Source organism: Kribbella sp. NPDC026596 (assembly GCF_040638415.1).
Taxonomy (GTDB): Bacteria; Actinomycetota; Actinomycetes; order Propionibacteriales; family Kribbellaceae; genus Kribbella.
The window spans coordinates 1-21,434 of the sequence record NZ_JBEZYF010000029.1; the positions used below are offsets into that span (position 1 = coordinate 1).

Annotated in this window: 20 protein-coding genes; 12 read left to right on the forward strand and 8 right to left on the reverse strand. The window is 69.3% G+C overall.

Annotated elements, in window-relative coordinates:
- Positions 1 to 94: 94 nt before the first annotated feature.
- Positions 95 to 1,534: an alkaline phosphatase PhoX gene (locus AB0E63_RS23745; RefSeq protein ID WP_360370054.1), complete on the reverse strand. Its 1,440-nt coding sequence runs from the start codon at positions 1,532 to 1,534 to the stop codon at positions 95 to 97.
- A 227-nt stretch (positions 1,535 to 1,761) separates the two neighbouring features.
- Here AB0E63_RS23745 and AB0E63_RS23750 point away from each other — a divergent pair, with 227 nt between their 5' ends.
- Positions 1,762 to 2,121: a hypothetical protein gene (locus AB0E63_RS23750; protein WP_360370057.1), complete on the forward strand. Its 360-nt coding sequence runs from the start codon at positions 1,762 to 1,764 to the stop codon at positions 2,119 to 2,121.
- On the opposite strand, the gene AB0E63_RS23755 is transcribed toward AB0E63_RS23750, so the two are convergent.
- Together AB0E63_RS23755 and AB0E63_RS23760 are read right to left on the reverse strand one after the other, a co-directional pair.
- The gene (locus AB0E63_RS23755) at positions 2,100 to 2,732 is read right to left on the reverse strand and encodes a hypothetical protein (RefSeq protein WP_360370060.1); all 633 of its coding nucleotides are present in this window, start codon (positions 2,730 to 2,732) and stop codon (positions 2,100 to 2,102) included. The genes AB0E63_RS23750 and AB0E63_RS23755 overlap by 22 nt on opposite strands.
- Before the next feature lie 248 nt (positions 2,733 to 2,980).
- Positions 2,981 to 4,288, reverse strand: a complete 1,308-nt coding sequence (locus AB0E63_RS23760; RefSeq protein ID WP_360370063.1) for a S8/S53 family peptidase — start codon at positions 4,286 to 4,288, stop codon at positions 2,981 to 2,983.
- 66 nt (positions 4,289 to 4,354) lie between these two features.
- Here AB0E63_RS23760 and AB0E63_RS23765 point away from each other — a divergent pair, with 66 nt between their 5' ends.
- The 3 genes from AB0E63_RS23765 (at position 4,355) to AB0E63_RS23775 (ending at position 8,075) form a co-directional block, all read left to right on the forward strand.
- Positions 4,355 to 6,958, forward strand: a complete 2,604-nt coding sequence (locus tag AB0E63_RS23765; RefSeq protein ID WP_360370066.1) for a CHAT domain-containing tetratricopeptide repeat protein — start codon at positions 4,355 to 4,357, stop codon at positions 6,956 to 6,958.
- Between the two features lie 68 nt (positions 6,959 to 7,026).
- Positions 7,027 to 7,611, forward strand: a complete 585-nt coding sequence (locus tag AB0E63_RS23770; RefSeq protein WP_360370069.1) for a sigma-70 family RNA polymerase sigma factor — start codon at positions 7,027 to 7,029, stop codon at positions 7,609 to 7,611.
- Positions 7,608 to 8,075 (forward strand): hypothetical protein, encoded by a 468-nt coding sequence (locus tag AB0E63_RS23775; RefSeq protein ID WP_360370072.1) that lies wholly within the window; start codon positions 7,608 to 7,610, stop codon positions 8,073 to 8,075. Before AB0E63_RS23770 ends, AB0E63_RS23775 begins: the two co-directional genes overlap by 4 nt.
- Here the strand turns inward: AB0E63_RS23775 and AB0E63_RS23780 are convergent.
- From AB0E63_RS23780 to AB0E63_RS23790, 3 genes are read right to left on the reverse strand one after another with little or no spacing between them, the layout of a single operon-like run.
- Complete coding sequence (locus AB0E63_RS23780) at positions 8,072 to 9,529, reverse strand: aldehyde dehydrogenase family protein (RefSeq protein WP_360370075.1); 1,458 nt, start codon at positions 9,527 to 9,529, stop codon at positions 8,072 to 8,074. The genes AB0E63_RS23775 and AB0E63_RS23780 overlap by 4 nt on opposite strands.
- Positions 9,530 to 9,589: 60 nt before the next feature.
- On the reverse strand, positions 9,590 to 10,414 hold the full coding sequence (locus AB0E63_RS23785) for an IclR family transcriptional regulator C-terminal domain-containing protein (protein ID WP_360370078.1): 825 nt from the start codon (positions 10,412 to 10,414) through the stop codon (positions 9,590 to 9,592).
- Positions 10,415 to 10,455: 41 nt separating this feature from the next.
- Complete coding sequence (locus AB0E63_RS23790) at positions 10,456 to 11,928, reverse strand: amidohydrolase family protein (RefSeq protein ID WP_360370081.1); 1,473 nt, start codon at positions 11,926 to 11,928, stop codon at positions 10,456 to 10,458.
- Between the two features lie 192 nt (positions 11,929 to 12,120).
- On the opposite strand from AB0E63_RS23790, the gene AB0E63_RS23795 reads away from it, so the two are divergent.
- The 5 genes from AB0E63_RS23795 to AB0E63_RS23815 are packed head-to-tail and all read left to right on the forward strand — an operon-like array spanning position 12,121 to position 16,225.
- The gene (locus tag AB0E63_RS23795) at positions 12,121 to 13,248 is read left to right on the forward strand and encodes a CaiB/BaiF CoA-transferase family protein (RefSeq protein WP_360370084.1); all 1,128 of its coding nucleotides are present in this window, start codon (positions 12,121 to 12,123) and stop codon (positions 13,246 to 13,248) included.
- Complete coding sequence (locus AB0E63_RS23800) at positions 13,245 to 14,021, forward strand: citryl-CoA lyase (protein WP_360370088.1); 777 nt, start codon at positions 13,245 to 13,247, stop codon at positions 14,019 to 14,021. Before AB0E63_RS23795 ends, AB0E63_RS23800 begins: the two co-directional genes overlap by 4 nt.
- Before the next feature lie 11 nt (positions 14,022 to 14,032).
- Positions 14,033 to 14,896, forward strand: coding sequence for a hypothetical protein (locus tag AB0E63_RS23805; protein WP_360370091.1), 864 nt, complete (start codon positions 14,033 to 14,035; stop codon positions 14,894 to 14,896).
- Positions 14,893 to 15,252: a hypothetical protein gene (locus tag AB0E63_RS23810; protein WP_360370094.1), complete on the forward strand. Its 360-nt coding sequence runs from the start codon at positions 14,893 to 14,895 to the stop codon at positions 15,250 to 15,252. The genes AB0E63_RS23805 and AB0E63_RS23810 overlap by 4 nt, the downstream gene beginning before the upstream one ends.
- Positions 15,253 to 15,262: 10 nt before the next feature.
- Complete coding sequence (locus tag AB0E63_RS23815) at positions 15,263 to 16,225, forward strand: zinc-binding alcohol dehydrogenase family protein (protein ID WP_360370097.1); 963 nt, start codon at positions 15,263 to 15,265, stop codon at positions 16,223 to 16,225.
- Here the strand turns inward: AB0E63_RS23815 and AB0E63_RS23820 are convergent.
- Both AB0E63_RS23820 and AB0E63_RS23825 read right to left on the reverse strand, forming a co-directional pair.
- A complete protein-coding gene (locus AB0E63_RS23820; protein ID WP_360370100.1) occupies positions 16,222 to 17,145 on the reverse strand; it encodes a nucleoside hydrolase in 924 nt (307 codons plus the stop codon). The genes AB0E63_RS23815 and AB0E63_RS23820 overlap by 4 nt on opposite strands.
- Positions 17,146 to 17,187: 42 nt before the next feature.
- Positions 17,188 to 17,772 (reverse strand): redoxin domain-containing protein, encoded by a 585-nt coding sequence (locus AB0E63_RS23825; RefSeq protein WP_360370103.1) that lies wholly within the window; start codon positions 17,770 to 17,772, stop codon positions 17,188 to 17,190.
- A gap of 68 nt (positions 17,773 to 17,840) precedes the next feature.
- Between AB0E63_RS23825 and ftsH the strand changes: the two genes are divergently transcribed.
- The 3 genes from ftsH (at position 17,841) to AB0E63_RS23840 (ending at position 21,430) form a co-directional block, all read left to right on the forward strand.
- A complete protein-coding gene (ftsH, locus tag AB0E63_RS23830; protein ID WP_360370106.1) occupies positions 17,841 to 19,892 on the forward strand; it encodes an ATP-dependent zinc metalloprotease FtsH in 2,052 nt (683 codons plus the stop codon).
- 147 nt (positions 19,893 to 20,039) lie between these two features.
- Positions 20,040 to 20,711 (forward strand): hypothetical protein, encoded by a 672-nt coding sequence (locus AB0E63_RS23835; protein ID WP_360370109.1) that lies wholly within the window; start codon positions 20,040 to 20,042, stop codon positions 20,709 to 20,711.
- On the forward strand, positions 20,708 to 21,430 hold the full coding sequence (locus tag AB0E63_RS23840; RefSeq protein WP_360370112.1) for a cobalt transporter: 723 nt from the start codon (positions 20,708 to 20,710) through the stop codon (positions 21,428 to 21,430). The genes AB0E63_RS23835 and AB0E63_RS23840 overlap by 4 nt, the downstream gene beginning before the upstream one ends.
- The last annotated feature ends 4 nt before the right edge of the window (positions 21,431 to 21,434 follow it).

A 21,434-nucleotide genomic window follows, 5' to 3' on the forward strand; every position in this document is an offset into this window, starting at 1 on the left:
GGCGCTTGGCCGGGCCGCGAGACCGCCTATTCCTACTTGATGAACGAGGTGCGCGTCGGTCCGGACGACCGCTCGATCACCTTGCTGACGGCACTCAGCCGATGTAGTCGCGCCAGGGGCCGGTGATCGCGAGCGTGATGCCCGGGGTCTGGATGTTGACGAAGAGCACCTTGCCGTCGGCGGAGAACGTCGGGCCGGTGAACTCGGAGTCGTTCAGCATGTTCCGGGCGATCGCGTACGTCGGTCCGCCCGGCGTCGCGCTGAGGACGTGGCTGGCGGCGTTGCCGTCCTCGGCGAGGATCAGCGAACCCCACGGGGTGACGGTGACGTTGTCCGGGCCGTCGAAGTTGAGGTCCTGGTACTTCGACTGCAGCGAGAGCGCTGCGGCGTTCTCCGGGAAGTAGGTGACCAGCTGGATGGTCCGGGCGTCGTAGTTGTAGAACCAGACCATGCCGTCGTGTGGCACGGCGTCGGCCGGCAGGTCGGCGGTGCCGCCCTCGGCGAACGAGTTCACGACGTACACGCCCTCGCTGGTGCCGTAGACGCCCTCGAACTTCTTGCCGCGGGTGATCTGGCCGTCGGTGAACTGCTTGCGGACCGACACCGTCGCGCCGTCGCGGTCGGGCACCGGCACCCACGTGGTCCGGAACGGCCGGAGCAGCTGGGCCGAGGTCAGGTAGGCGACGTCCGGGATCGGCTTGCCGTCGTCACCCAGGATGGCCAGCGCCTCGAGTGTGCCGAAGTCCTTGTCCTGCAAGTCCTTCCAGCTGCGCGAGCTGAGCTTGTAGCCGCGCGGCGCGGACCAGCGGTAGAAGGTCCCGTTCGGGCCGGAGGCGTCCTCGGACAGGTAGATGTGGGTGCGGTCCTCGTCGATCGCGAGGGCCTCGTGCGCGTACCGGCCGAGGGCCTTCAGCGGCACCGGGTGCGCGGTCTTGCCGTCGGCCCAGACCTCGAAGACGTAGCCGTGGTCCTTCAGCCGGGTGGTGCCGTTGGCCTTGTTCTCGGTCTCCTCGCACGTCATCCAGGTGCCCCACGGCGTCGGGCCGCCGGCGCAGTTGGTGAGCGTGCCGGAGATGCCGACCCACTCGCCGAGGTTGGCGCCGTCGCCGTCGACCGAGATGACCGTGCAGCCACCGGCCGCACCGACGCCGGTGTCGTAGACGGTGCCCTCGACCTGCGGCACGCCGAGCGGGTCGTTGGCGCCGATCTCGTGGTTTTGGATCAGCGTGTAGGTGTTGTGCCGGCTACCGGCGAAGACCGCGGTGCCGTCGTGCAGGGCCGGGGTCGGCTGACCGCTCGTGAGCTTGGTCTGGCCGGCCTGGGTGACGATCCGGTACTTGAACCCCGGCGGCAGTGCGAGCACGCCCTTCGGGTCGTCCAGCAGCGGCGGGAACGGGCGGTGCTCCGGGAACGGCCCGTGGTGCGCCGCGGGGGCGGCTTCGGCGAGGGACGGTACGGCGCCGACGGTGGCGAATCCAACTCCCGCGGCACCGGCCGCGGCACCCCGTAGGACGGAACGACGTGCAACAGACATGAAAGCTCCTTGGTGCGTGTGGTGAGCGTGATCCTTCACGGGGAGGGCGGACACTCGGCAAACAGCACCTGAACAACTGTCTGGTAACCAGGGTGCAACGAACGCCCGGCGTACGGCGTCTACTGTGGGAGGTGATCGTGATGCGCAGAGTAAGCGTGCTGGCCGTGGCGGCGACCGTCCTTCTGGTTGCGTGCGGCAATGAATCCGGAGCCGGAGGGGAACCGTCGATGACGCCCACGAGCAGTAACTCAGCATCGCCCGACCCGACGACCCCGCCCACCTCCCCGCCCGCTTCCGGCCCGACGACCCCGCCGACGCTGCCGGCGGATCCGGTCGAGCAGGCCAAGGCCGACCTGGCCGCCCACCTGCGCGTCGATCCGGCGCAGGTGACCGTGGTCAGCACGGCCGAGGTCACCTGGCGCGACGGCAGCCTCGGCTGTCCGGAGCCCGGCATGTTCTACACCCAGGCCCTGATCCCGGGCATCCGCACGATCCTCGAGGTGGCCGGCAAGCAGTACCACTACCACTCCGGCACCGGCCGCCCGCCGTTCCTCTGCGAGAACCCTCAGCCACCGGCCGGCGGCTGATCCTCGATCGGCTCGGTGCTCCCCGGCCCGCCGAGAATCGGCCGGAGCCGTCGCAGGGCCTGGTTGGTGAAGAGCCCGGAAAGCGCGCCCATCGTGACGAGGACGGTCACGCCCGCGGTCGACGTGGTCTCGTCGCCGATGCTGATCAGTCCGGTGTTGACGGCCACTACCACGACCGCTCCCAGCAGTCCGGCCCACACCGGGAACAGCACGTACCACCAGACCTGGCCACTGCGGAGCCGGTCGTACCGGGCGTACTGGGCGAAAGCGAGTCCCTGCTGCACGACACTGCCGACCGCACCGGCGGCCGCGCCGACGATGAGCAGGCTCATGTTCAGCGTGACCGGGATGTCCAGCCCCCACCAGCTCAGCGGCCGTGTCGCGACGGTCCCGGTGGGCGCGGCTTCCTGGGCGGCGACGAGCTGTTCGGCCACGCCGTACGACGCAACCAGCCAGACGAACGCGATCAGTCCCTCGAGGGCGTTGACCAATCCGGTGATCCGGCGCACCGCCGGCGTCATCGCGGACGCGGCGGGCTTGGCGCGACGTCGTACCTTGTCCGGCTTGGTGGGCCGGCTGCTGTCCGCGGCCTGCGCGGACGTCAGATCCATGGTGGCCACTGTGCATCTCCCCGAGAAAGTTCCTGATGACTTCCGGAGTCGCCAGTACCGGTTTCAGATACGTCCGGAAATTTCTTGGAAGCGGGGTGTATCACCGTCAGCCGTCACGGACTCCGCACAAATGGGGGGATGCCTCCGAGTCGCCCAGGGGGGAGAGCGACGGGAGGCGCTGCAGGGGAGGGCTGACGTGGTGCGGGTGCTCGGTGGTCAGGCCGATAGTCCGCACCGCGTCAGCGTGTTTAGTGTCCCGTGAGTGAAGCCAGAGCGTCGCCAGCGCGCAGTACGGCGCCCACGCCGGGCTCCGGCTGCGTCAGAGCGAATGCCAGCAGTGCGTCGGACGCCTGCTTCGCGTTCTCACCCGTCACCGACATCCGCCCGGCGATCAGTGCGGCGACCAGCGGTGTCGCGAACGACGTACCGCTCCAGCGCGCCATGCCGATGAACTCGCGCAGCTGGCCGGTGTTCGGCGGTTCGGTGCACTCGTAGGTGCCGGTGAGGAAGGCGTTGACCAGGTTCTCGCCTGGTGCGTAGACGTCGACCCAGCCACCGAAGTTGCTGAACGACGCCCGGTCCCGCCCGTTGTCGGCCAAGGCGCCGACGCCGACCGTCTCGGGGAAGGCCGCCGGCCAGAAGTAGTCCCGGGTGCCCTCGTTGCCTGCCGCGGCGACCAGGGCCAGGCCGTTGACGCGATTCAGCCGGGTCTTGATGAACACGTCCAGACCGAGCGCCGGCAGATTGAAGCGCGTCCGGGTGCCGGCCGACAAGCTGATGATGTCCGGCGCCTCGCCGAGCACCTCGTCGAGTGCCTGGGCGAGATCGAACTCCCACATCGCTCCGGCGGTGGTGAAATAGCTCTTCACCACGATTTCGACATGACGGGCGAGCGCCCGCATCACTCCGGCGATGAACGTGCCGTGACCGGCGTACGGCCGGATCCGCCCGGCCGGGTCGAAGGCGTTCTCCGGGTCTCCGGTCACCCCGGTCAGCCAGTACGCGCCTGGTGCGTCGGACCAGCCGACGTCCAGGACGACGACCTTCACGCCGCGCCCGTCGGCCGCACCGGCGGACAGGAACGGAGTCGGCAGCGCCGGGTCCGGCGGAATGCCGGGCGCGACCTCTTCGGGCTCGGTCGCGGGACACGGGCTGACGCTGGGAGTTACGTAGAACATGTGCTCCGGTGTGACCACGCCGCGGCCGAGCCGCAGGTCGGCGTACTTCAGGAACCGGATGGTGACCGAAGGATCCTCAGGTGCGTTCGGCGGCACCTTGTCCGGGAGATGCAGCCGGGTGACTCCGCCGATTCCGTTGTCGGCCGGGCTGCCGCCACCGAAGAGCTCGACGACCCGGGCAAGGTCCTCATCGCGGACCAGGACGATCCCGGTGCGGTACAGGTACTCGGCGCCCTCGGGCCGTTTCTCCCAGTCCTCCGGGAAGACCCCTACCTCGCGGCCGTAGGCCTCGAGGATCAGTCTGATCTGAGCGACGAACTTCCGCTCCGATGGCTCGTTCGTTTGATTTCCCCCGTTGCTGTTCCCCTGCTGGGCCATTTCCTGCCTTCCCCCTGGATCGAATGAATCGAATGAAATGGTGCAACCGGCCGTTATCATTTCAGAATGCCGACGCCCGCGGGGAGTGCCGACGTGGCGGTTGCGCCGGAGTCTCTGCTGCCGCTGGCGCTGTCGCGCCCGCATGACGCGATCGCGGCGGCCCAGGTCCTGCTGTCGGGGGAACCAACGCCTGCTGCCGCATCTCTCGCGCACCAGGCGACCGCCATCGCGGTGCGTCAACTCGGCGATGTGACCGCGGCGATCCGGGAGCTGCGGATCGCGTTGCAGCTGGCTGAGCGATCCGGCCGGCCTGATCGCGAGGCGGATGTCTTGGCCACCCTCGGCGCGACTCTCGGCCGGGCCGGACGTAGCCGGGAGGGCCTGGCCAACCTCGGCCGTGCCGTCGACCTGAGCCGCGGTGCGTTGACCGGACGGGTGCTCGTGCGGCGTGCCGACGTACTGCTCATTCTGGGCCGGCATCGTGAGGCACTAGACGATCTGCGGTCCGCGATCCCGCGCCTGCGCCGGTCCGGCGATCAGGTGTGGGAAGCGCGATCGCGCAACTATCGCGGCTTCGTCCAGCTTGCGCTCGGCGGGACCAAGCGGGCGGACGCCGACTTCGCCGTCGCCGAGCGGCTGTACGCCGCGACCGGCCAGGAGTTCGAGTACGCCGAAGCCCGCCAGAACAGGGGATTGGTCGCGTTCTCGCGCGGCGACCTGCCGACGGCGCTGGGGTATCTCGACGAGGCCGGCCGGCGGTTCGAGGCGGTCGGGGTGGTCTGGCCGGACCTCGCGATCGACCGCTGCGGCGTACTGCTCGCGGCCGGGCTCAGCACCGAAGCGCTGGCGGAGATGGATCAGGCCATCGTGCGGATGGAAGCCGAGGGTGCGCAGGCAACGAAACGCGGCGAGCTGTGGTTCGCGGCAGCGTCCGCGGCCCTGGCGACCGGCGACCTGCCTGCCGCGCGGGACCGGGCTGATCGCGCTCGGCGGCTGTTCTCCGCGCAACATCGCGAGTGGTGGGCGGTGCGCTCGTCGATGGTTCAACTGGAGGCCCGCTATCTGTCAGGTGAGAAGGGTCCGCGCTTGCTGCGGCGAGTGAGTGAAGTGGCCCGCCGACTCGACGACCTCGGTGCCTCGGAGGCGTCGTCCGCGCACCTGCTGGCCGGCCGGCTGGCGCTGGCCGATGGCCGGGCGCGGACCGCGGATCGCCATCTGGAATTGGCCGGACGGCGGAGCAAGGACGCGCCACCGCTCGCTCGAAGCGCGGCCTGGCTCGGCAAGGCATTGCGGTCGGAGGCCCGTGCCGATGTCCGCGGCATGCTGAGTGCTTGTGCTCGCGGCCTCGACGCACTCGATGAGCATCGGCTGACGATGGGTGCCACTGAGCTTCGCGCGTTGGCTACCGGTCACGGCGCCGAGCTCGCGGAGCTCGCGCTGCGCGACGCACTGCGGCGGGACGACGCGAGCAGCTTGCTGGTCTGGGGCGAACGGTGGCGAGCCACCGCGCTCACTGTTCCGCCGGTGCGTCCGTCGGATGACGAGCAACTGGTCGGCGATCTGGCTGCGCTGCGAGACGTCGTACGGCGCCTCGACGCGCAGCGTGACGCGGCGTTGGAACGCGAACGGCGGCGACTCGAGAAGGCTGTCCGTGAGCGGGCACTGCGGGCTCAGGGGCAGCCGTTGAGTGGGTCGACGACTCGATTCGATGTCGAGGAATTGGTCGGCGCGCTGGAGGAGACCGTCCTGATCGAGTTGATCGAGGTCGACGACGTACTGCATGCCGTTGTGGTCCGGGACGGGACGATCAGCCGGCACACCGTCGGGCCGGTCGCCACGGCCGCGGTCGAGGTCGAGCGGTCGCGATTCCGGTTGCGGTGGCTGGCCCACGGCCGGTCGCAGCGTGGTCCCTCGCTCGATGTGCTTGGTTCACGACTCGGTGAGGCGATCCTCGGACCCGCGCAGCACCTGCTCGGTGATCGGCCGGTGGTGATGGTGCCGCCGGGCCGGCTCCAGGCCTTGCCGTGGGGACTGCTGCCGTCGATGGCTGACCGGCCGGTGAACGTGGTGCCGTCGGCGGCGACCTGGTTGCGGGCGCGCCGGTTGCGACCGCCGTCCGATCGACGCGTGGTCCTGGTGCTCGGGCCTGGGCTGTCCGCGGGTAGGGCCGAGGTGATGCGGCTGGCTCAGCGCTACCCGGAGGCGACCGTCCTGGCCAACGGCGATGCGACCGCGGAGAAGGTGTTGCACGCGCTGGACGGTGCGTGGATCGCGCACATCGCCGCGCACGGCACCTTCCGGTCCGACAGCCCGCTCTTCTCGTCGTTGCGGCTCGACGACGGGCCGCTGACCGTGTACGACTTCGAGCGGTTGCACCGAGCGCCGTACCGGCTGGTGCTGTCCAGTTGCGACTCCGGCTTGGCGAAGCCTGTCGGTGCTGATGAGCTGCTCGGGTTGAGCAGTAGCCTGATCCCGCTCGGTGCGGCCGGCATTCTCGCGAGCGTCGTACCGGTGAATGATCCGGCCACCGTTCCCTTGATGACGGCATTGCACGACAATCTGCAAGCCGGGCAGTCACTCGCAGCCGCGTTCGCCGGTGCCCGGACCGCGGCCGCCGACGACCCGGTGGCGGTGGCCGCGGGGCGTTCGTTCGTCGCATTGGGGGCTTGAGCTCATGTATCACCAGAGGCCGTACCGACTCCGTACAGGTGAACGGTCCAGCGTGGGAGGGAGATGACATGCGGGACGACCCGACTGTCGTCGACCTGGTCACCCGGGCCAGAGACGGCGACAAGGATGCCTGGGACGAGTTGGTGGAGCGGTACGCGCCACTCGTCTGGTCAGTGTGCCGCCGATACCGGCTGGCACAGGCCGACACCGACGACATTGGGCAGAGCGTCTGGCTGCGGCTGATCGAACACCTGCCCGGCCTGCGCGAATCAGCGGCCCTGCCGGGCTGGATCGCCACCACTACTCAGCGCGAGTGCTACCGGCTCCTGCGCGCGTCGAGCCGGGTCGAGCCTGTCGATCCGGCCGAGTCGAACGATGTCGTCGAACAGGCGGTCGCCGAGGAGGAAGTGCTCCGGCACGAACGCGGGCAGGTGATCCGGGCCGCGTTCCGTGAGTTGTCGGAGCGTTGCCAGGCATTGCTGAGGCTGCTCACCCGCGATCCGCCGACGGCCTACGACGAGATCAGCCGGCTACTGCATATCCCTGTCGGCAGCATCGGCCCCAACCGGGCCCGGTGTCTGGACCGGTTGCGCCGTACACCCGCACTGGCGCTGCTGGTCGCCGGGGGACCTGACGACGAGACGAGGAGGTGAGCAGCGTGGTGGATCTCGACTGGACCGACGACGAGCTGCTGGACGCCTTGCGGGACGCACTGGTCACGACCGAAGAGGTGCCGCAGGCCTTCGTCGAGGCCGGCAAGGCCGCGTTCGCGTGGCGCACGATCGACGCCGAGCTGGCCGCGCTCACCTACGACTCGGCCTGGGACACGCCGGAACTGGTGGCGGTCCGTTCGGAGAGCGCGACCCTGAGATCGCTCACGTTCGCCTCCGACGGCTGGACGATCGAGCTCGAGCTGACGCCGGACGGCGTGCTCGGCCAGCTCGATCCGCCGGAGGCCGGCACGGTCAGCGCTCGCGGCGACGGCGGCAAGTTCGCCGAAGCCGAGATCGACGACCTCGGCTTCTTCGCTCTCCGCCCGGTCCCGACCGCGCCCTACCGCCTCGTCTGCACGACCAACTCCGGTACGACCATCCTGACCGGCTGGGTCACGCCCTAGAACGGGTACGGCGCGATCTCGGAGCGGACGGTCAGCCACTGGATCTCGGTGAACGCTTCGATGTTCGCCTCCGCGCCACCGAAGCGGGCGCCGGTGCCTGAGCCGCGGGTGCCGCCGAACGGCGCGTGGGCCTCGTCGCCGACGGTTTGCTCGTTGATGTGAACGATGCCGGCCGGCACCGCGTCGGCGACCGTCATGGCCAGGCCGACGTCGCCGAGGATGCCGAGCGACAGGCCGTACGGCGAATCCGCGGCAAGCTTGATCGCATCGTCGACCGAGCCGAACGGCACCACCGGGGCCACCGGTCCGAAGACCTCCTCGGCGTACGCCGGCATCTCCGGGGTCACCGCTGACAACACGGTCGGGCTGTAGAAGAGGTCCTGGAAGCGTCCGCCGGCGGCCAGGGTCGCGCCGGCACTGACGGTCCGGTTGACGAGGTCGTGGATCCGGTCGCGCTGCCCCGAGTCGATGACCGGGCCAAGGGCCACCTGCTCCGTGGCGGGGTTGCCGATCGGGAGGTTGGACGCCTTCTCCGCCAGCAGCGCGACGTAGTCGTCGTGCAGTGACTGATGGACGAGGTGGCGGCCGGTGGTCATGCAGATCTGGCCTTGATGGCCGAACGAGCCGAACGCGCCCGCGCTGGCAGCCTTCGCCAGGTCGGCGCCGGGGAGGACGACGAGCGCGCTGTTGCCACCCAGTTCGAGATGCACTCGCTTGAGGTGTTCCGAGGCGGCTCGGCCGACGAGCCGGCCGGCTTTCGTGGAGCCGGTGAACGACACCACCGACACCTCGGGCGCGGTCACGACCGCTTCGCCGATGTCCGCTCCGCCCGGCAAGAGCGACAGCAGTCCATGCGGCAGTCCGGCCTCCTGGAAGATCCTTGCCAGGACGACGCCACCCGAGACCGCGGTCCGCGGGTCGGGCTTCAGCAGTACGGCGTTCCCCAGCGCCAGCGCTGGTGCGACGCTGCGGATCGACAGGATCAGCGGGAAGTTGAACGGCGCGATCACCGAGACGACCCCGACGGGCCGTCGGCGCGAGAACGACCAGTGCGGCTCATTCGATGGAAGTACGTGGCCCATCGGATGCGTCGGGAGCGCGGACGCCTCGAAGCATTCCGTCGCCGCGCCGTCCGTCTCGACCGCCGCCTTCATCCGGATGGATCCCGCCTCGCGAACCAGCCAGTCCTGGATCTCGTCGGCGTACTGCTCGAACAGTTGGCCGGCCCGGCGGAGCACCGCGGCGCGTTCAGCGGGGGCGGCGACCGCCCACTCGCGTTGCGCGGCTGCCGCTCGGGCAGACGCGCGTACGACGTCTTCCGGTGCGGCGAGCCCGATCGCACCGAGGCGGTCGCCGGTCGCCGGTTCGACGACGGCTCGCACACCGGCCGACCCTGGGGTCCAGGAGTCCACGAAGATCTTTTCGGCCCACAGATCGGGCGAGAGCAGCACCATGTATCGACGCTAGAAACAGCGAACCTCGGCAGGACATCGGTCTTCCGCTGAGTGAAAGGCTCAAGCGGACGTTTGGCGGCCGGGCTGGTCGAGCTCGACGTGCGGACGGGACTGCCAGAGCGCCCACTCGGCACTGACGTCACCCGCGGTGCGCAGGAGCAGCGGAAGGTGATCGTGGAGGAGCTTCTCGGTCGAGGTCTCTGCGGCGTGGACGGTGACGTTCATCGCGGCACGAACCGTGCCGGTACCGTCGCGGACCGGCGCGGCCACCGAGCGGACTCCGGGGGCGAGCTCCTCGTCGGCCAGGGCCCAGCCGCGAGCCCGGATCTCGGTGAGCTGATCGCGGAGTTGCTCCGCGCTCCGTCCGATGTACGGCGGCAGTCCGGCCCGGCTCGGTTGCGCGAGGACGTCGGCCAGCTCGTCGGGGGAGAGGGCGGCGAGCAAGACCTTCCCCTGTGAGGTCTGGGCGGCGGGGAAGCGGGTGCCGATGTCGACCCGGAGCGCGATGATCTTCGGCACCGACACCCGGGCGACGTACACGATGTCGGAGCCGTCGAGCTGGGCCATCGAGGACGACTCGCCAGTGCGGGTGACGAGTGCTTCGAGGTGCGGCTTGGCGATGTCCCACAGTCCGAGGGAGCCGACGTACGCCATGCCGAGGGTCAGCACCTTCGGGGTGAGCTGGAAGGCACCGTCGACGGTGCGGACGAAGCCGAGCTCCTCCAGGGTCAGGAGGAGCCGGCGCGCGGTCGGCCGGGCCAGCCCGGCCGCGGTCGCGACTTCGCTGAGGGACATGGTCCGGTGGTCCGCGTCGAAGCAGGCCAGAACATCCAGGCCGCGCGCCAGTGACTCGACGAAGTCCGGGCCCGCGCCGCGTCCTGCCATCAGTTCCTACCTCCAACGCTCGTACGACGTAACGCCCGAGCCTACGACCCCGACTCGCCGAAGATGGTGCCGCGGGCCTCGCGGGTCGAGTCGGACTTGTACTCGGTGTACTGGTACGGGTTGTCGAGCACCTCGCCCTTCGGCAGCTCCGGGTTCATCCCACTTCTCCAGGCCTCCTCGCCCAGCGACGCGCGAAGGTAGTCGACGGTCGCCTCGACACCGCGCCGTACGGCCGCCAGGTCGCAACCGACCAGCTGGTTGGCGAACTTCACCACGCGGCCGTCGACGATCACGGTGTGCACGTCACCGCGCTGGGCCTGGAAAGCCACATGCCCGTAGGGGTTGACGAGCGGGAACGACACCGGCGACGTGTCGTTCTTGATCAGTACGACGTCCGCCGTCTTCCCGGGTTCGAGACTGCCGAGGTCGTCCCGGCCGAGCGCCTTCGCGCCACCGCGAGTGGCCCAGTCGACCACGTGCTCGGCGCGCAGATGGCTGTGCGTCACCGTGGCGCCCTTCATGTGCGCCTCGAGGTGCTCGCGGGCCCGGTCGGCGCCGAGCGTCGTCCGCATCGCGCTGAACAGGTCGCCGCTCCACCACACGCTGGTGTCCATCGACAGCGAGACCGGGATGCCGTGGCGGCGGACCTGCCAGGTGGGCGGGTAGCCCTGGCCGGCGCTCTGCTCGGATTCGGTCGAGACCGAGATCGATCCGCCGGTGGCCGCGATCCGCTGGTAGGAGTCGGTGTCGAGGGTCGCCGCGTGCACGTAGATGTTTTTCGGCGTCATGAAGCCGTTCTCGTGCATCAGCCGGATGCCGTCGTCGTTGGTCGCGCCCCACACGCCGGCATGCGTGGTCACGCCGACGTCGAGCTCCCGCGCCACCTCGAAGGCTCCCCGCTCCGGGAAGGCCGGGTCGCCGGTGACGTCGAAGGCGAGCTGCAGCCCGAGGCTGGAGTCGTCCCGGAGCCGTTCCAGGAACGCGCGGACGGCCGGATCGGCGGACCACTCCCACGGCCCGGCCTGGATGTTGCCGTAGGCAAGGACGAAGCGGCCGGGGACGGCGCGCAGCGCGTCGACCGCCGCCTCCGCGTGGTCGACGCTCTGCAGTCCGTGCGACCAGTCGACCGTGGTGGTGACTCCGGCCTCGAGGGACTCCCAGGCCGACGTCAGGTTGCCGGCGTAGATGTCTTCCGGCCGGAACGTCTTGCCGTGCTCGAGGTAGTACCAGACGAAGTACTGCGTCAGCGTCCAGTCGGCGCCGTACGCGCGCATCGCGGTCTGCCACATGTGCCGATGGGTGTCGATCATGCCCGGCATCACGATGCCGCCGGTCGCGTCGATCTCCTGGGTGCCGTCGGGGACGTCGACCGCCCGTCCGACGGCCGCGATCTGATTGTCGACAATCAGCACGTCCCCGTCGGTGACGACCGTGTGGTCGTCGTCCATGGTCAGCACGGTCCCCCCGCGCAGCAGCACCGGCCGGCCCGCCACCGGCATCTCGGCAGTGGTCATGATTCCCCTCCAGAAGAGTGCCCGGACATGCGTCCGTCTGACGGTCATCAGGGCGATACGGTCACTATCGAAGCGGCGGATCGCGCTGTCAAGGTCTCGCCGCGAGCGGTTGACATCGTCCGGATGGAGGTCTGAGACTGAGGCCGTCAGGGTTCTGCGGACAACTGTCCGTATTCAATCCAGGGAGGTCGCGTGACGGGTCCGTTGTCCGGATTGCTGGTCGCCGACTTCTCCCGGATCCTGGCCGGGCCGTACGCGACCATGCTGCTGGCCGACCTCGGCGCGGACGTGGTCAAGGTCGAGGCGCCCGGCGGTGACGACACCCGGTCCTGGCAACCGCCGGTCCGCGACGGCATCTCGACGTACTACCTCGCGGTGAACCGGAACAAGCGGTCGATCGCGCTCGACCTGAAGGACGCCGACGACCGGGCGGCGGCCCAGGAGCTGGCTCGGCGTGCCGACGTCCTGGTGGAGAACTTCCGGCCGGGCGGGCTGACGCGGTTCGGGCTCGACTACGAGACCGTTGCCACCGGCAACCCAAAACTGATCTATGCCTCGATCAGCGGCTTCGGCTCCGGCCCGAAGGGCGCCGAGCTGCCCGGCTACGACCTGATCGTGCAGGCGATCTCCGGGCTGATGAGCCTGACCGGCTCCCCGGACGGTGAGCCGTTCCGGGCCGGCATCTCGGTCTTCGACGTGATGGCCGGCCTGCACGCCACGATCGGCGTGCTGTCCGCGCTGAACGCCCGGCACGAGACCGGACGTGGTCAGCATGTCGAGGTCAACCTGCTGTCGTCGGCGCTCTCCGGCCTGGTCAACCAGTCGAGCGCGTACGTCGCGGGCGGCGTCGTCCCGGTGCGGATGGGCAACAGCCATCCCAGTCTCTTCCCGTACGAGCCGTTGCCGTGCTCCGATGGCGAGCTGATCATCACGGCCGGGAACAACAACCAGTTCCGCCGGCTGACCGAGGTGCTCGGCGTACCGGAGCTGGCCGACGACCCGCGGTTCGACCGCAACCAGAAGCGCACCGCGAACCGCGAGGAACTGAGACCGCTGCTGGTGGAGAGGCTGGGCACCAGGACCCGGATGGAGTGGTTCCGCGACATCATCGCCGCGGGTGTGCCCTGCGGTCCGATCAACTCCATCGACGGCGGCGTGGCCTTCGCGGAGGACATCGGTCTGGATCCGGTCGTCACGGTCGGCTCGATTCCGACCGTGCGGAACCCGATCACGTTCTCCGCCGGCGCGGCGTCGTACCGGCTGCCGCCGCCGGACCTGGACGAGCACGGCGCGGAGCTCCGGAGGTGGCTCAAGCAATGAGTTTTCCAACGTCCCTGGGTACGTCGACCGCCGACGAGATCCGCCTGCTCGGTCAGGACCTCACGGCCGACCTGATGGGCAAGGTCGGGTTCGGTGAGCTGGCCTTCTGGCTGGTCGCACTGCGGCGGCCGACTCCCGGTGAGACGCGCGTTTTCGAGGCGGTGCTGGTGGCGCTGGCCGATCACGGCTTCACGCCGACGGCGATCGCGGCTCGGCTGACGTATCTGTCGGCACCCGACTCGCTCCAAGGCGCGCTCGCGGCCGGACTGCTTGGTGGGGGATCGCGCTTCCTCGGCGTCACCGAGGACTGCGGGATGTATTTGGACGAGGCCCTCCAAGGCCGGGATGTGCCCACCGATGACGCGGGCTGGGACGCACTCGCACTGGACGTCGTCACCGCGGCTCGGGAAGCGAAGAAGTACGTCCCAGGCCTTGGGCATCCGGTGCACAAGGTGCAGGACCCGCGGACGCCGGTGCTGATCGGCATCGCCCGGGAGGAGGGGCTGGAAGGCCCGCATCTACGACTATTCGAGGCGATCGGGCGAGTGCACGAGCAGGTCCTCGGCCGCAAGCTTCCGCTCAACGGCGCCGGCGTCTGCGGCGCCGCACTGGCAGATCTTGGGTTGCCGGTCGAGTTGCTGCGTGGTTTCGCCTTGCTGGCCAGGGCGGCCGGCCTGCTCGGGCAGATCGCCGAGGAACGCCGCCGGCCGATCGGCATGGACGCTTACCTGACCGTCGACCGCAACGCCGTGTACGTCGATCCCGCAACCTGAAGGAGCTGCAGATGGCCACAGTCGCGGCGGTGATCGCCTCGACCCATCACCCGTTCTACTACCGCGCGAGTACCGCCACCGGGGCCGACCGGCCGCCGTTCGCCGACGAGTGGGTGGCGAAGATCGAGGCGTTCCGGGAGACCCTCACCAAGGCCCGGCCGGACATCCTGGTGATGGTCGGCAGCGACCACTTCCATCAGCTGTGGCTCGACAACATGCCGCAGTTCCTGGTCGGCAAAGCGCCGTACTTCGACGCCAACTGGTACAACGAGGAACGCGAGTTCGGGCTGCCGCGGATGACGCTGGCGGGGGAGGAGCGGCTGGCCGGGCACATCCTGCGCAACGGGCTGGACGCCGGCTTCGACCTTGCCTTCAGCAACGAGCTGCGGATCGACCACAGCATCACCTGCCCGATCATCACGCTCCGCCCCGAAGCGGACCTGCCGATCGTGCCGATCTACACCAACATCTTCGCGCCGCCGCTGCCCCGGCCGGGCCGGTTCGTCGAGCTCGGCAAGACGATCCGGCAGCTGGTCGAGTCGTGGCCGATCGACGCGCGGGTGGCGATCATCGGCACCGGGCACCTGTCGCTCGAGCTGGGCGGCCCGCGGCAGTTCGGTGCGCACGGGCCGGATCCGGAGTTCGATCGCAAGGCGGTGGACTGGATCGCCAGCGGTGATCTGGAAGGGTGCCTCGCCGAGGTGACGCTGGACAGCCTGCATCAGCCGGGCAACGCGACACACGGGTTCATGGACTTCATGCTGATGATGGGTGTCGCCGGCGCGGGTGCGAAGGCGGATCACGTCGACTCACTCGACCTCTTCCACACCATGGAGGCGTACTTCACCTGGTACCCGAACGGAGTGCCGGCATGAGCAAGTACCTGCTGAACAAGTTCCTCTACACCGTCGATCGCGACCCGGACCTGGTAGAGCGCTACCGCGAGGACGCCGCCGGCACCGTCAGCTGGTGGGAGGCGGAGATGGCGAACCAGATCCTCAACTGCCACACCGGAGAGCGCTCCACCTGGCTCAGCTTCACCGACGAGGAACGTACGGCGCTGCGCGAGCAGGATCATGTGGCACTCTTCGGGCTCGGTGCGCACCCCTTCCTCACGCTGACCTTGTTCATCGCGATGTTCGAGCGCGACCATGGACCGCTCGAGTACCAGCTGGCTTACGGTCGCGCACTGCAGCATCTGTCGCTGCCTTATCCCGATATCGCCACCTAAGGAGGCCGAGGTGCGCGCTGCCGTCCTGCACACCCATGGCGAACCACCGTCGCACGCTGATCACCCGGACCCGGTCGCCGCGGAGGGGATCTCCATCGTCCGCGTGACCGCCGCGCCCGTCGTACCGCTGGACCTGCTGTGTGCGTCCGGTACGTCGTACTTCGGTCAGCCGAAACTACCTTATGTTCCAGGGGTTCAAGGGGTCGGCGTGGTCGAGCAGTCCGAGGTGGTGTCACCCGGGACGAAGGTGTTCTTCGCGACTTCGGCCGGGATGGCCGCGGGTGACGGCAGCTTCGCCGAGCGGTGCGCCGTACCCGATGCCGATCTGGTGGTGCTGGACACGCCGGTCCCGGATCCGGAGGTCGCCGCGCTGGGGTTGTCCGCGGTGGCGGCTTGGATGTCGCTGACCTGGCGGGCCCAGCTCCGCGCGGGGGAGCAGGTGCTGGTGCTCGGTGGTGGTGGCGCGGTCGGTCAGGTTGCGATCGGCGCGGCGCGGGTCCTCGGTGCCGCGCGGGTCGTGGCACTGATCCGCTCGGACGCGGCTCGGGAACGAGCACTGGCCGCGGGTGCCGACGAGGTGGTTGCCTTCAGCACCGATGTGGACGAGCTGACCACTCGCCTCGGTGCGGCGACTGTCGATGTGGTGATCGATCCGGTGTTCGGAGTGGCCGCGACCGCAGCCGCCCGGGTGCTGGCCGCCGGCGGGCGGCTGGTGAACATCGGCGGTTCCGGTGGCGATGCGGCGACGTTCTCCTCGTCGATTCTGCGCAGCCGTACGGCGAGTGTCCTCGGCTACACGAACAACGCCATCACCCCGGAGCAGCGCCGCGACGCCGTGACCGCCGTACTGCAGCACGCAGCCACCGGCGCGATCGCGGTCGCCCACGAGACTGTCACCCTCGCCGACATCGGCGCCGCCTGGCAGCGTCAAGCCACCGGCGAAACCAGCGGCCGTCTCGTTCTCACCATCTAGCCAAGCGCGGCGACGGCGTCGGCGATCTTGGTCCAGAAGGCCTCGCGGTCCAGCTCGACAGCCACCCGAGCGTTGGATGGGCGACCGGTGTAGTTGAAGAGATCGACCACGGTCGCCCCTGCGGTCCATTCGCCCTGGGTCTCGATCACGACGTTCGCCTCGACGCAGCCGACGATCGCCGGATCGATGACCCGGGCGACGGCGACCGGATCGTGCAGCGGCGGCGCCTCGAAACCCCAGAGCCGCCGGTACGTCGAGGCGAAGAACGTCATCCACTCGACGCAGATCCCGGCCAGCGGCGTCCCGATCTGGTTGAGGTGCCCGAGGACGTCGTCCGTCACCAGCGCCTGATGGGTGACGTTGAGCCCGCACATGGTGAACGGGACGTCCGACCGGAGAACCTGGTCGGCCGCCTCGGGATCGACGTACGCGTTGGCCTCCGCGAGCGGCGCGATGTTGCCGCGGTCCGTCGAGCCGCCCATCCACACGATCTCGGCGATCTTCGTGGTCAGCGACGGCTCCGCGGACAGCAGTCGGGCGATGTTCGTGAGTGCTCCGGTCGCCACGATGGTGACCGGCGTCGGGTGCTTCCGCAGTACGTCGACCAACACGTCGTGGGCCGCTGACGGCGACTCGGGCACCGACGGCTCGGTGTCGAACCGCGGGCCGTCGAGCCCGGTCTGCCCGTGGACGTCGTCGGCGATGCGCAACCGCCGTACCAACGGCCGGTCGGCACCTCTGGCGACCGGCACATCGGCCACGCCCGCCAGCGACAACACCCGCCGCGCGTTCACCGTGCACTTGTCGACCGTCTGATTACCGGTAACCGTCGTCACCGCCAACAGCTCGACCGCAGGATCGGCAATCGCCAGCAACAAGGCCATCGCGTCGTCATGCCCCGGATCACAATCAAGCACCATTGGAGTGACCATGCGCCAGGGTACGACGGCACTCTCGGCAGCTCAGCTCTCGGCGGCGGCCTGCTTGTCCCAGCCGTGGAAGGACGAGAGGTCGCCGGCTTTCCAAGCCTCGCGCAGACCGGGCTTGCTCAGGTCCCAGTCGGGCCGGATCTCGCTGCTCGCCGCCCGGAGGTCCTGCCAGAGCTCGGCGATCGTCGGCCGGCCCCAGAACCAGTAGCCGTTGTAGATGCTGTGGATGACGAGTCCGGGCTTGAGCACCAGCGTGTGCGGGATCATCGGGTCGTTGTCCGGGTCGGTGTACTCCTGGATGTCCAGGTCCCGCTGCACGATCCGGCCTGGATCGGACAGGAACGGCCACTGCGCCCCGACCGACGCGCGGAACTCCTGCAGCGTGTGGTGCTCGTCGGTCGCGATCGTCACGATCTGCGTGTAGGACACCGCGATCTTGGGGTAGAAGGCCGCGAGCTCCTGGTGCTGCTGGTGTTCCTTCGGGCAGTAGTGGCCGCGGGCGAGCGTGAGGATCATCGGGTCGTCACCCTGCAACTCGCTGAGCCGGCGCGGTACGTCGGTGTGGTCGGGCAACTCGTAGTCCGGGAACGTGCCGCCCGGCGCGATGTCGGAACGCATGGTCAAGTCCTATGTTGGTTCCAGCCGCGTGTCCAGGGCACGCAGCCGTCACCCAGCGGAGCCGAGATATGAGTGATAAGGATCAGCCGCCGCAGGACCAGCCGACCTCCGGTCGGGGGGAAGGAGCCGATCGGGGCGAGCCGGACGGCGGTCCGCAGCGCCCGCCGCACAAGCCGTGGCGGACCGAGGGGCTGCCGACCGGTCGTGGCGACGGAGACCGGCCGAAGCGGCCCCGGTGGCTGCGGTGGGCGGCCTGGATCGTCGGGGGTTACCTGGTCCTGTTCCTGCTGACCACGATGCAGGACCAGATGTCCGGCGGCGAGCAGACCATCGCGTACACCGATTTCACCGCCCAGGTGCAGAAGGAGAACGTCGCCGAGGTGTTCTCCCGCGGTGACACCATCGAGGGACGGTTGAAACAAGCCGCTCCGGTCCTGGGCAAGAATGACTCGACGTACACGAAGTTCACCACCGAGCGACCGACGTTCGCCAACGACGATCTGTTCGGGGCGCTGCAGAAGGGTGGTGCGACGGTCCGGGCCACGCCGGTGGTCCAGCAGCGCGGGGTGCTCTGGAACCTGCTGATCTCGTTCGCGCCGATCCTGCTGCTGGTCGGTTTCTACTTCTGGCTGTTCCGGCGCCAGCGCGCGGCCGGCGGTGGTCTCGGCGGCCTGCTCGGCGGCGGCGGTCAGCAGAAGAAGCCGGTCGATCCCGGCAGTGTCCGGGTGACGTTCGCCGACGTCGCCGGGATCGATGAGGTCGAGGCGGAGATCGAGGAGGTCGTCGACTACCTCAAGGATCCCGGCAAGTATCGGCGGCTCGGTGCACGTGCTCCGAAGGGTGTGCTGCTGGCCGGAGCGCCCGGCACGGGCAAGACACTGCTGGCCCGCGCGACCGCCGGTGAGGCCGGCGTACCGTTCTTCTCGGCCAGCGCCTCGGAGTTCATCGAGATGATCGTCGGCGTCGGGGCGAGCCGGGTCCGGGAGCTGTTCGGCGAGGCCCGCAAGGTCGCGCCGGCGATCATCTTCATCGACGAGATCGACACGATCGGACGCGCCCGCGGCGGTGCCCGGTCGATCGGCGGGCACGACGAGGGCGAGCAGACGCTGAACCAGATCCTGACCGAGATGGACGGCTTCTCCGGCGCCGAGGGCGTCGTCGTCCTCGCGGCCACGAACCGTGCGGACGTCCTCGACCCGGCGCTGCTCCGGCCGGGCCGCTTCGACCGCACGATCACCGTGCACGCGCCGGACCAGAAGGGCCGCGAACAGATCCTCCGGGTGCACGCCCGCGGGAAGCCGCTCGCCGCCGACGCCGACCTCGGCGCGGTGTCCCGGGCCACGCCCGGCATGACCGGCGCCGATCTGGCCAACCTGCTGAACGAGGCTGCCCTGTCCGCGGCCCGGCAAGGGCAGTTGGAGATCCACCAGCGCGACCTGAGCGACGCGCTCGAGAAGATTCAGCTCGGTACGGCGCGCAACGTGGTGATGCCGGAGGAGGAGAGACGGCGTACGGCGTACCACGAAGGAGGGCACGCGCTGCTCGGCATGATCCAGGTCGGTGCGGACCCGGTGCGCAAGGTGTCGATCATCCCGCGCGGCCGGGCGCTCGGAGTCACGCTGTCCACGCCCGAGATGGATCGGTACGGGTACGACACGGAGTACCTGCGTGGCCGCATCATCGGCGCGCTCGGCGGGATGGCGGCCGAGCAGGAGGTGCTCGGCGTGGTCACCACCGGCGCCGAAAGCGACCTCGAGACCGCGACCCGGATCGCCCGCTCGATGGTCGGCCGCTGGGGGATGTCGGAGGCGATCGGCCCGGTCTCCGTCCTCCCGCCCGAAGGCGACGCGCGGCTGGCCAATGTGTCCGACGAACTCCTCAACACCGTCGACGCAGAGGTACGTCGGCTCATCGAGCAGTGCTACGCCGAAGCCAGGCGCCTGCTCCGCGAGAACCGGGACCGCCTCGACTCCCTCGCCGAGCAACTGCTCGCCCACGAAACCCTCGACGAAGCCGATGCGTACGCCGCCGCCGGCATCTCCCACGACACCGCCCCGGCCACGGCCATGACGAACGCTGCCAGCCGGACGACCCCACCGGACGAATCGGTCTCCTCCTAGCCGGGTTAGTTGGTGATTTTCTGATTAGCTGAGGTAGCAGGCAGTCGTTCACCTTCTGGTTGCCTGGGCGCCCCCGTGGTCTGACAGAGTCCGGCCCGATCGCGCTTCACGCGCGGTAGGGATCGGGGACTGTGAGCATCCGGAGCGTTGACCTTGCCTGTGTTCCAACGGCGGCTGTGCGCGTGCCTGGCCGGTCTGGTGGTGCTGTTCGCCGGGATTCAGCCGGCGTCGGCGCATCCGTTCGGCGACCCGCAGACGGTCACGATCGCCGGGGACGGCCAGGTCGTGCACGTGCGGTGGAAGGTCGGCGGGCTTGACGATCTGACGCTGCTCGGCGTCGCGCTCGGCGTACTTCCGCGGGACCGGGTGATGATGGACGGCGCGGTGATCTTCGAGCCGGCGGACTCGGTGGCGATCGGACCGTCGTCCAAGTTCACCGACTATCTGTTGCGGCAGATCACGGTCGCCAGCCGCGGGCGCCAGTGCACAGGGTCCGTGCAGCCGCCGGGTGACGTGGCCAAGACCGGTGTCGCGATCGACTACTCCTGTCCTGGGCCGCTGGGTGCGGTGTCGGTGACGGTGAAGACGCTGACCGATCTCAACCCGGCGTACAAGACACTCGCCACCGGACCGAACGGTGCGCGTGCGGTGTACGGCGACAGCGACGACAGCCACGAGTGGATGCTCGGAACGGCGACCGCCTCAGGTGTCGGGCGAAGTGCTGCCGTGCAGCTCGGTGCCGTGGTCGGTGGGGCGCTGCTGCTGACCGTCGCCGCGGCAGTCGGCGTACGGCGCGTCAGGCGGCGGAGTCCGGCATGAGCCTGGCCGATCAGCTCGAGGGCTTCCTGCATTCGCCGGGCGTGCCACCGCTCGCCTTCGTGCTGGCGTTCGCCGCGGGAGCAGGGCATGCGGTGATGCCGGGGCATGGGAAGAGTCTGGCGGCGGCGTACCTCGTGGGGGAGCGGGGGCGTGTTCGGGATGCCGCTTGGCTGGGTGGATCGGTCGCGGTGATGCACACGCTGAGTGTGCTGATCATCGGAGTGGCGTGGACGTTCCTTTCACTTGCTGCCTTCCTTCAGATGGAGCACGTCACCACCGCTCTACAGCTGATCGGCGGCTTGCTGGTGGTGACGACGGGCGTCTGGTTGCTGCGGCGTCATATTCATACGCACCGAGGGCATGGACATGGGCATGGTCACGGGCATGCGGAGACGTCGCGGCCCGGGCTGTTCCTGCTCGGGATCTCCGGCGGCCTGACCCCGTCGCCGTCCGCGTTCCTCGTGCTCGTGGCCGGCCTCTTCCTCGGCCGCGCCGGCTTCGCGCTCCTGCTCGTGATCACGTTCGGCCTCGGCATGGCCGTGGTGCTGTTCGGCGTCGGCCTGCTCGCGGTCGCGGGCAGCACAGTCGTCGTACGCGGCGGTCAGTCCCGCCACCTGCTGCTTCTCGCCACCCGTGTGGCACCCCTTCTCGCCGCCATCGGCATCACGCTGGCCGGCGTCGTCATGACCGCGCTCGCCGCGATCCATCTCACCGCCTGAGGAG

What these genes read in the sequence shown, in the direction of transcription:
- AB0E63_RS23790 (WP_360370081.1), bottom strand. Translation starts at nt 11,928, where the DNA reads ATGACCACTGCCGAGATGCCGGTGGCGGGCCGGCCGGTGCTGCTGCGC.
- AB0E63_RS23760 (WP_360370063.1), bottom strand. Translation starts at nt 4,288, where the DNA reads ATGGCCCAGCAGGGGAACAGCAACGGGGGAAATCAAACGAACGAGCCA.
- AB0E63_RS23820 (WP_360370100.1), bottom strand. Translation starts at nt 17,145, where the DNA reads ATGGTGCTTGATTGTGATCCGGGGCATGACGACGCGATGGCCTTGTTG.
- AB0E63_RS23780 (WP_360370075.1), bottom strand. Translation starts at nt 9,529, where the DNA reads ATGGTGCTGCTCTCGCCCGATCTGTGGGCCGAAAAGATCTTCGTGGAC.
- AB0E63_RS23765 (WP_360370066.1), top strand. Translation starts at nt 4,355, where the DNA reads ATGCCGACGCCCGCGGGGAGTGCCGACGTGGCGGTTGCGCCGGAGTCT.
- AB0E63_RS23745 (WP_360370054.1), bottom strand. Translation starts at nt 1,534, where the DNA reads ATGTCTGTTGCACGTCGTTCCGTCCTACGGGGTGCCGCGGCCGGTGCC.
- AB0E63_RS23825 (WP_360370103.1), bottom strand. Translation starts at nt 17,772, where the DNA reads ATGCGTTCCGACATCGCGCCGGGCGGCACGTTCCCGGACTACGAGTTG.
- AB0E63_RS23770 (WP_360370069.1), top strand. Translation starts at nt 7,027, where the DNA reads ATGCGGGACGACCCGACTGTCGTCGACCTGGTCACCCGGGCCAGAGAC.
- AB0E63_RS23785 (WP_360370078.1), bottom strand. Translation starts at nt 10,414, where the DNA reads ATGGCAGGACGCGGCGCGGGCCCGGACTTCGTCGAGTCACTGGCGCGC.
- AB0E63_RS23750 (WP_360370057.1), top strand. Translation starts at nt 1,762, where the DNA reads ATGACGCCCACGAGCAGTAACTCAGCATCGCCCGACCCGACGACCCCG.
- AB0E63_RS23800 (WP_360370088.1), top strand. Translation starts at nt 13,245, where the DNA reads ATGAGTTTTCCAACGTCCCTGGGTACGTCGACCGCCGACGAGATCCGC.
- ftsH (WP_360370106.1), top strand. Translation starts at nt 17,841, where the DNA reads ATGAGTGATAAGGATCAGCCGCCGCAGGACCAGCCGACCTCCGGTCGG.
- AB0E63_RS23805 (WP_360370091.1), top strand. Translation starts at nt 14,033, where the DNA reads ATGGCCACAGTCGCGGCGGTGATCGCCTCGACCCATCACCCGTTCTAC.
- AB0E63_RS23810 (WP_360370094.1), top strand. Translation starts at nt 14,893, where the DNA reads ATGAGCAAGTACCTGCTGAACAAGTTCCTCTACACCGTCGATCGCGAC.
- AB0E63_RS23755 (WP_360370060.1), bottom strand. Translation starts at nt 2,732, where the DNA reads ATGGATCTGACGTCCGCGCAGGCCGCGGACAGCAGCCGGCCCACCAAG.
- AB0E63_RS23840 (WP_360370112.1), top strand. Translation starts at nt 20,708, where the DNA reads ATGAGCCTGGCCGATCAGCTCGAGGGCTTCCTGCATTCGCCGGGCGTG.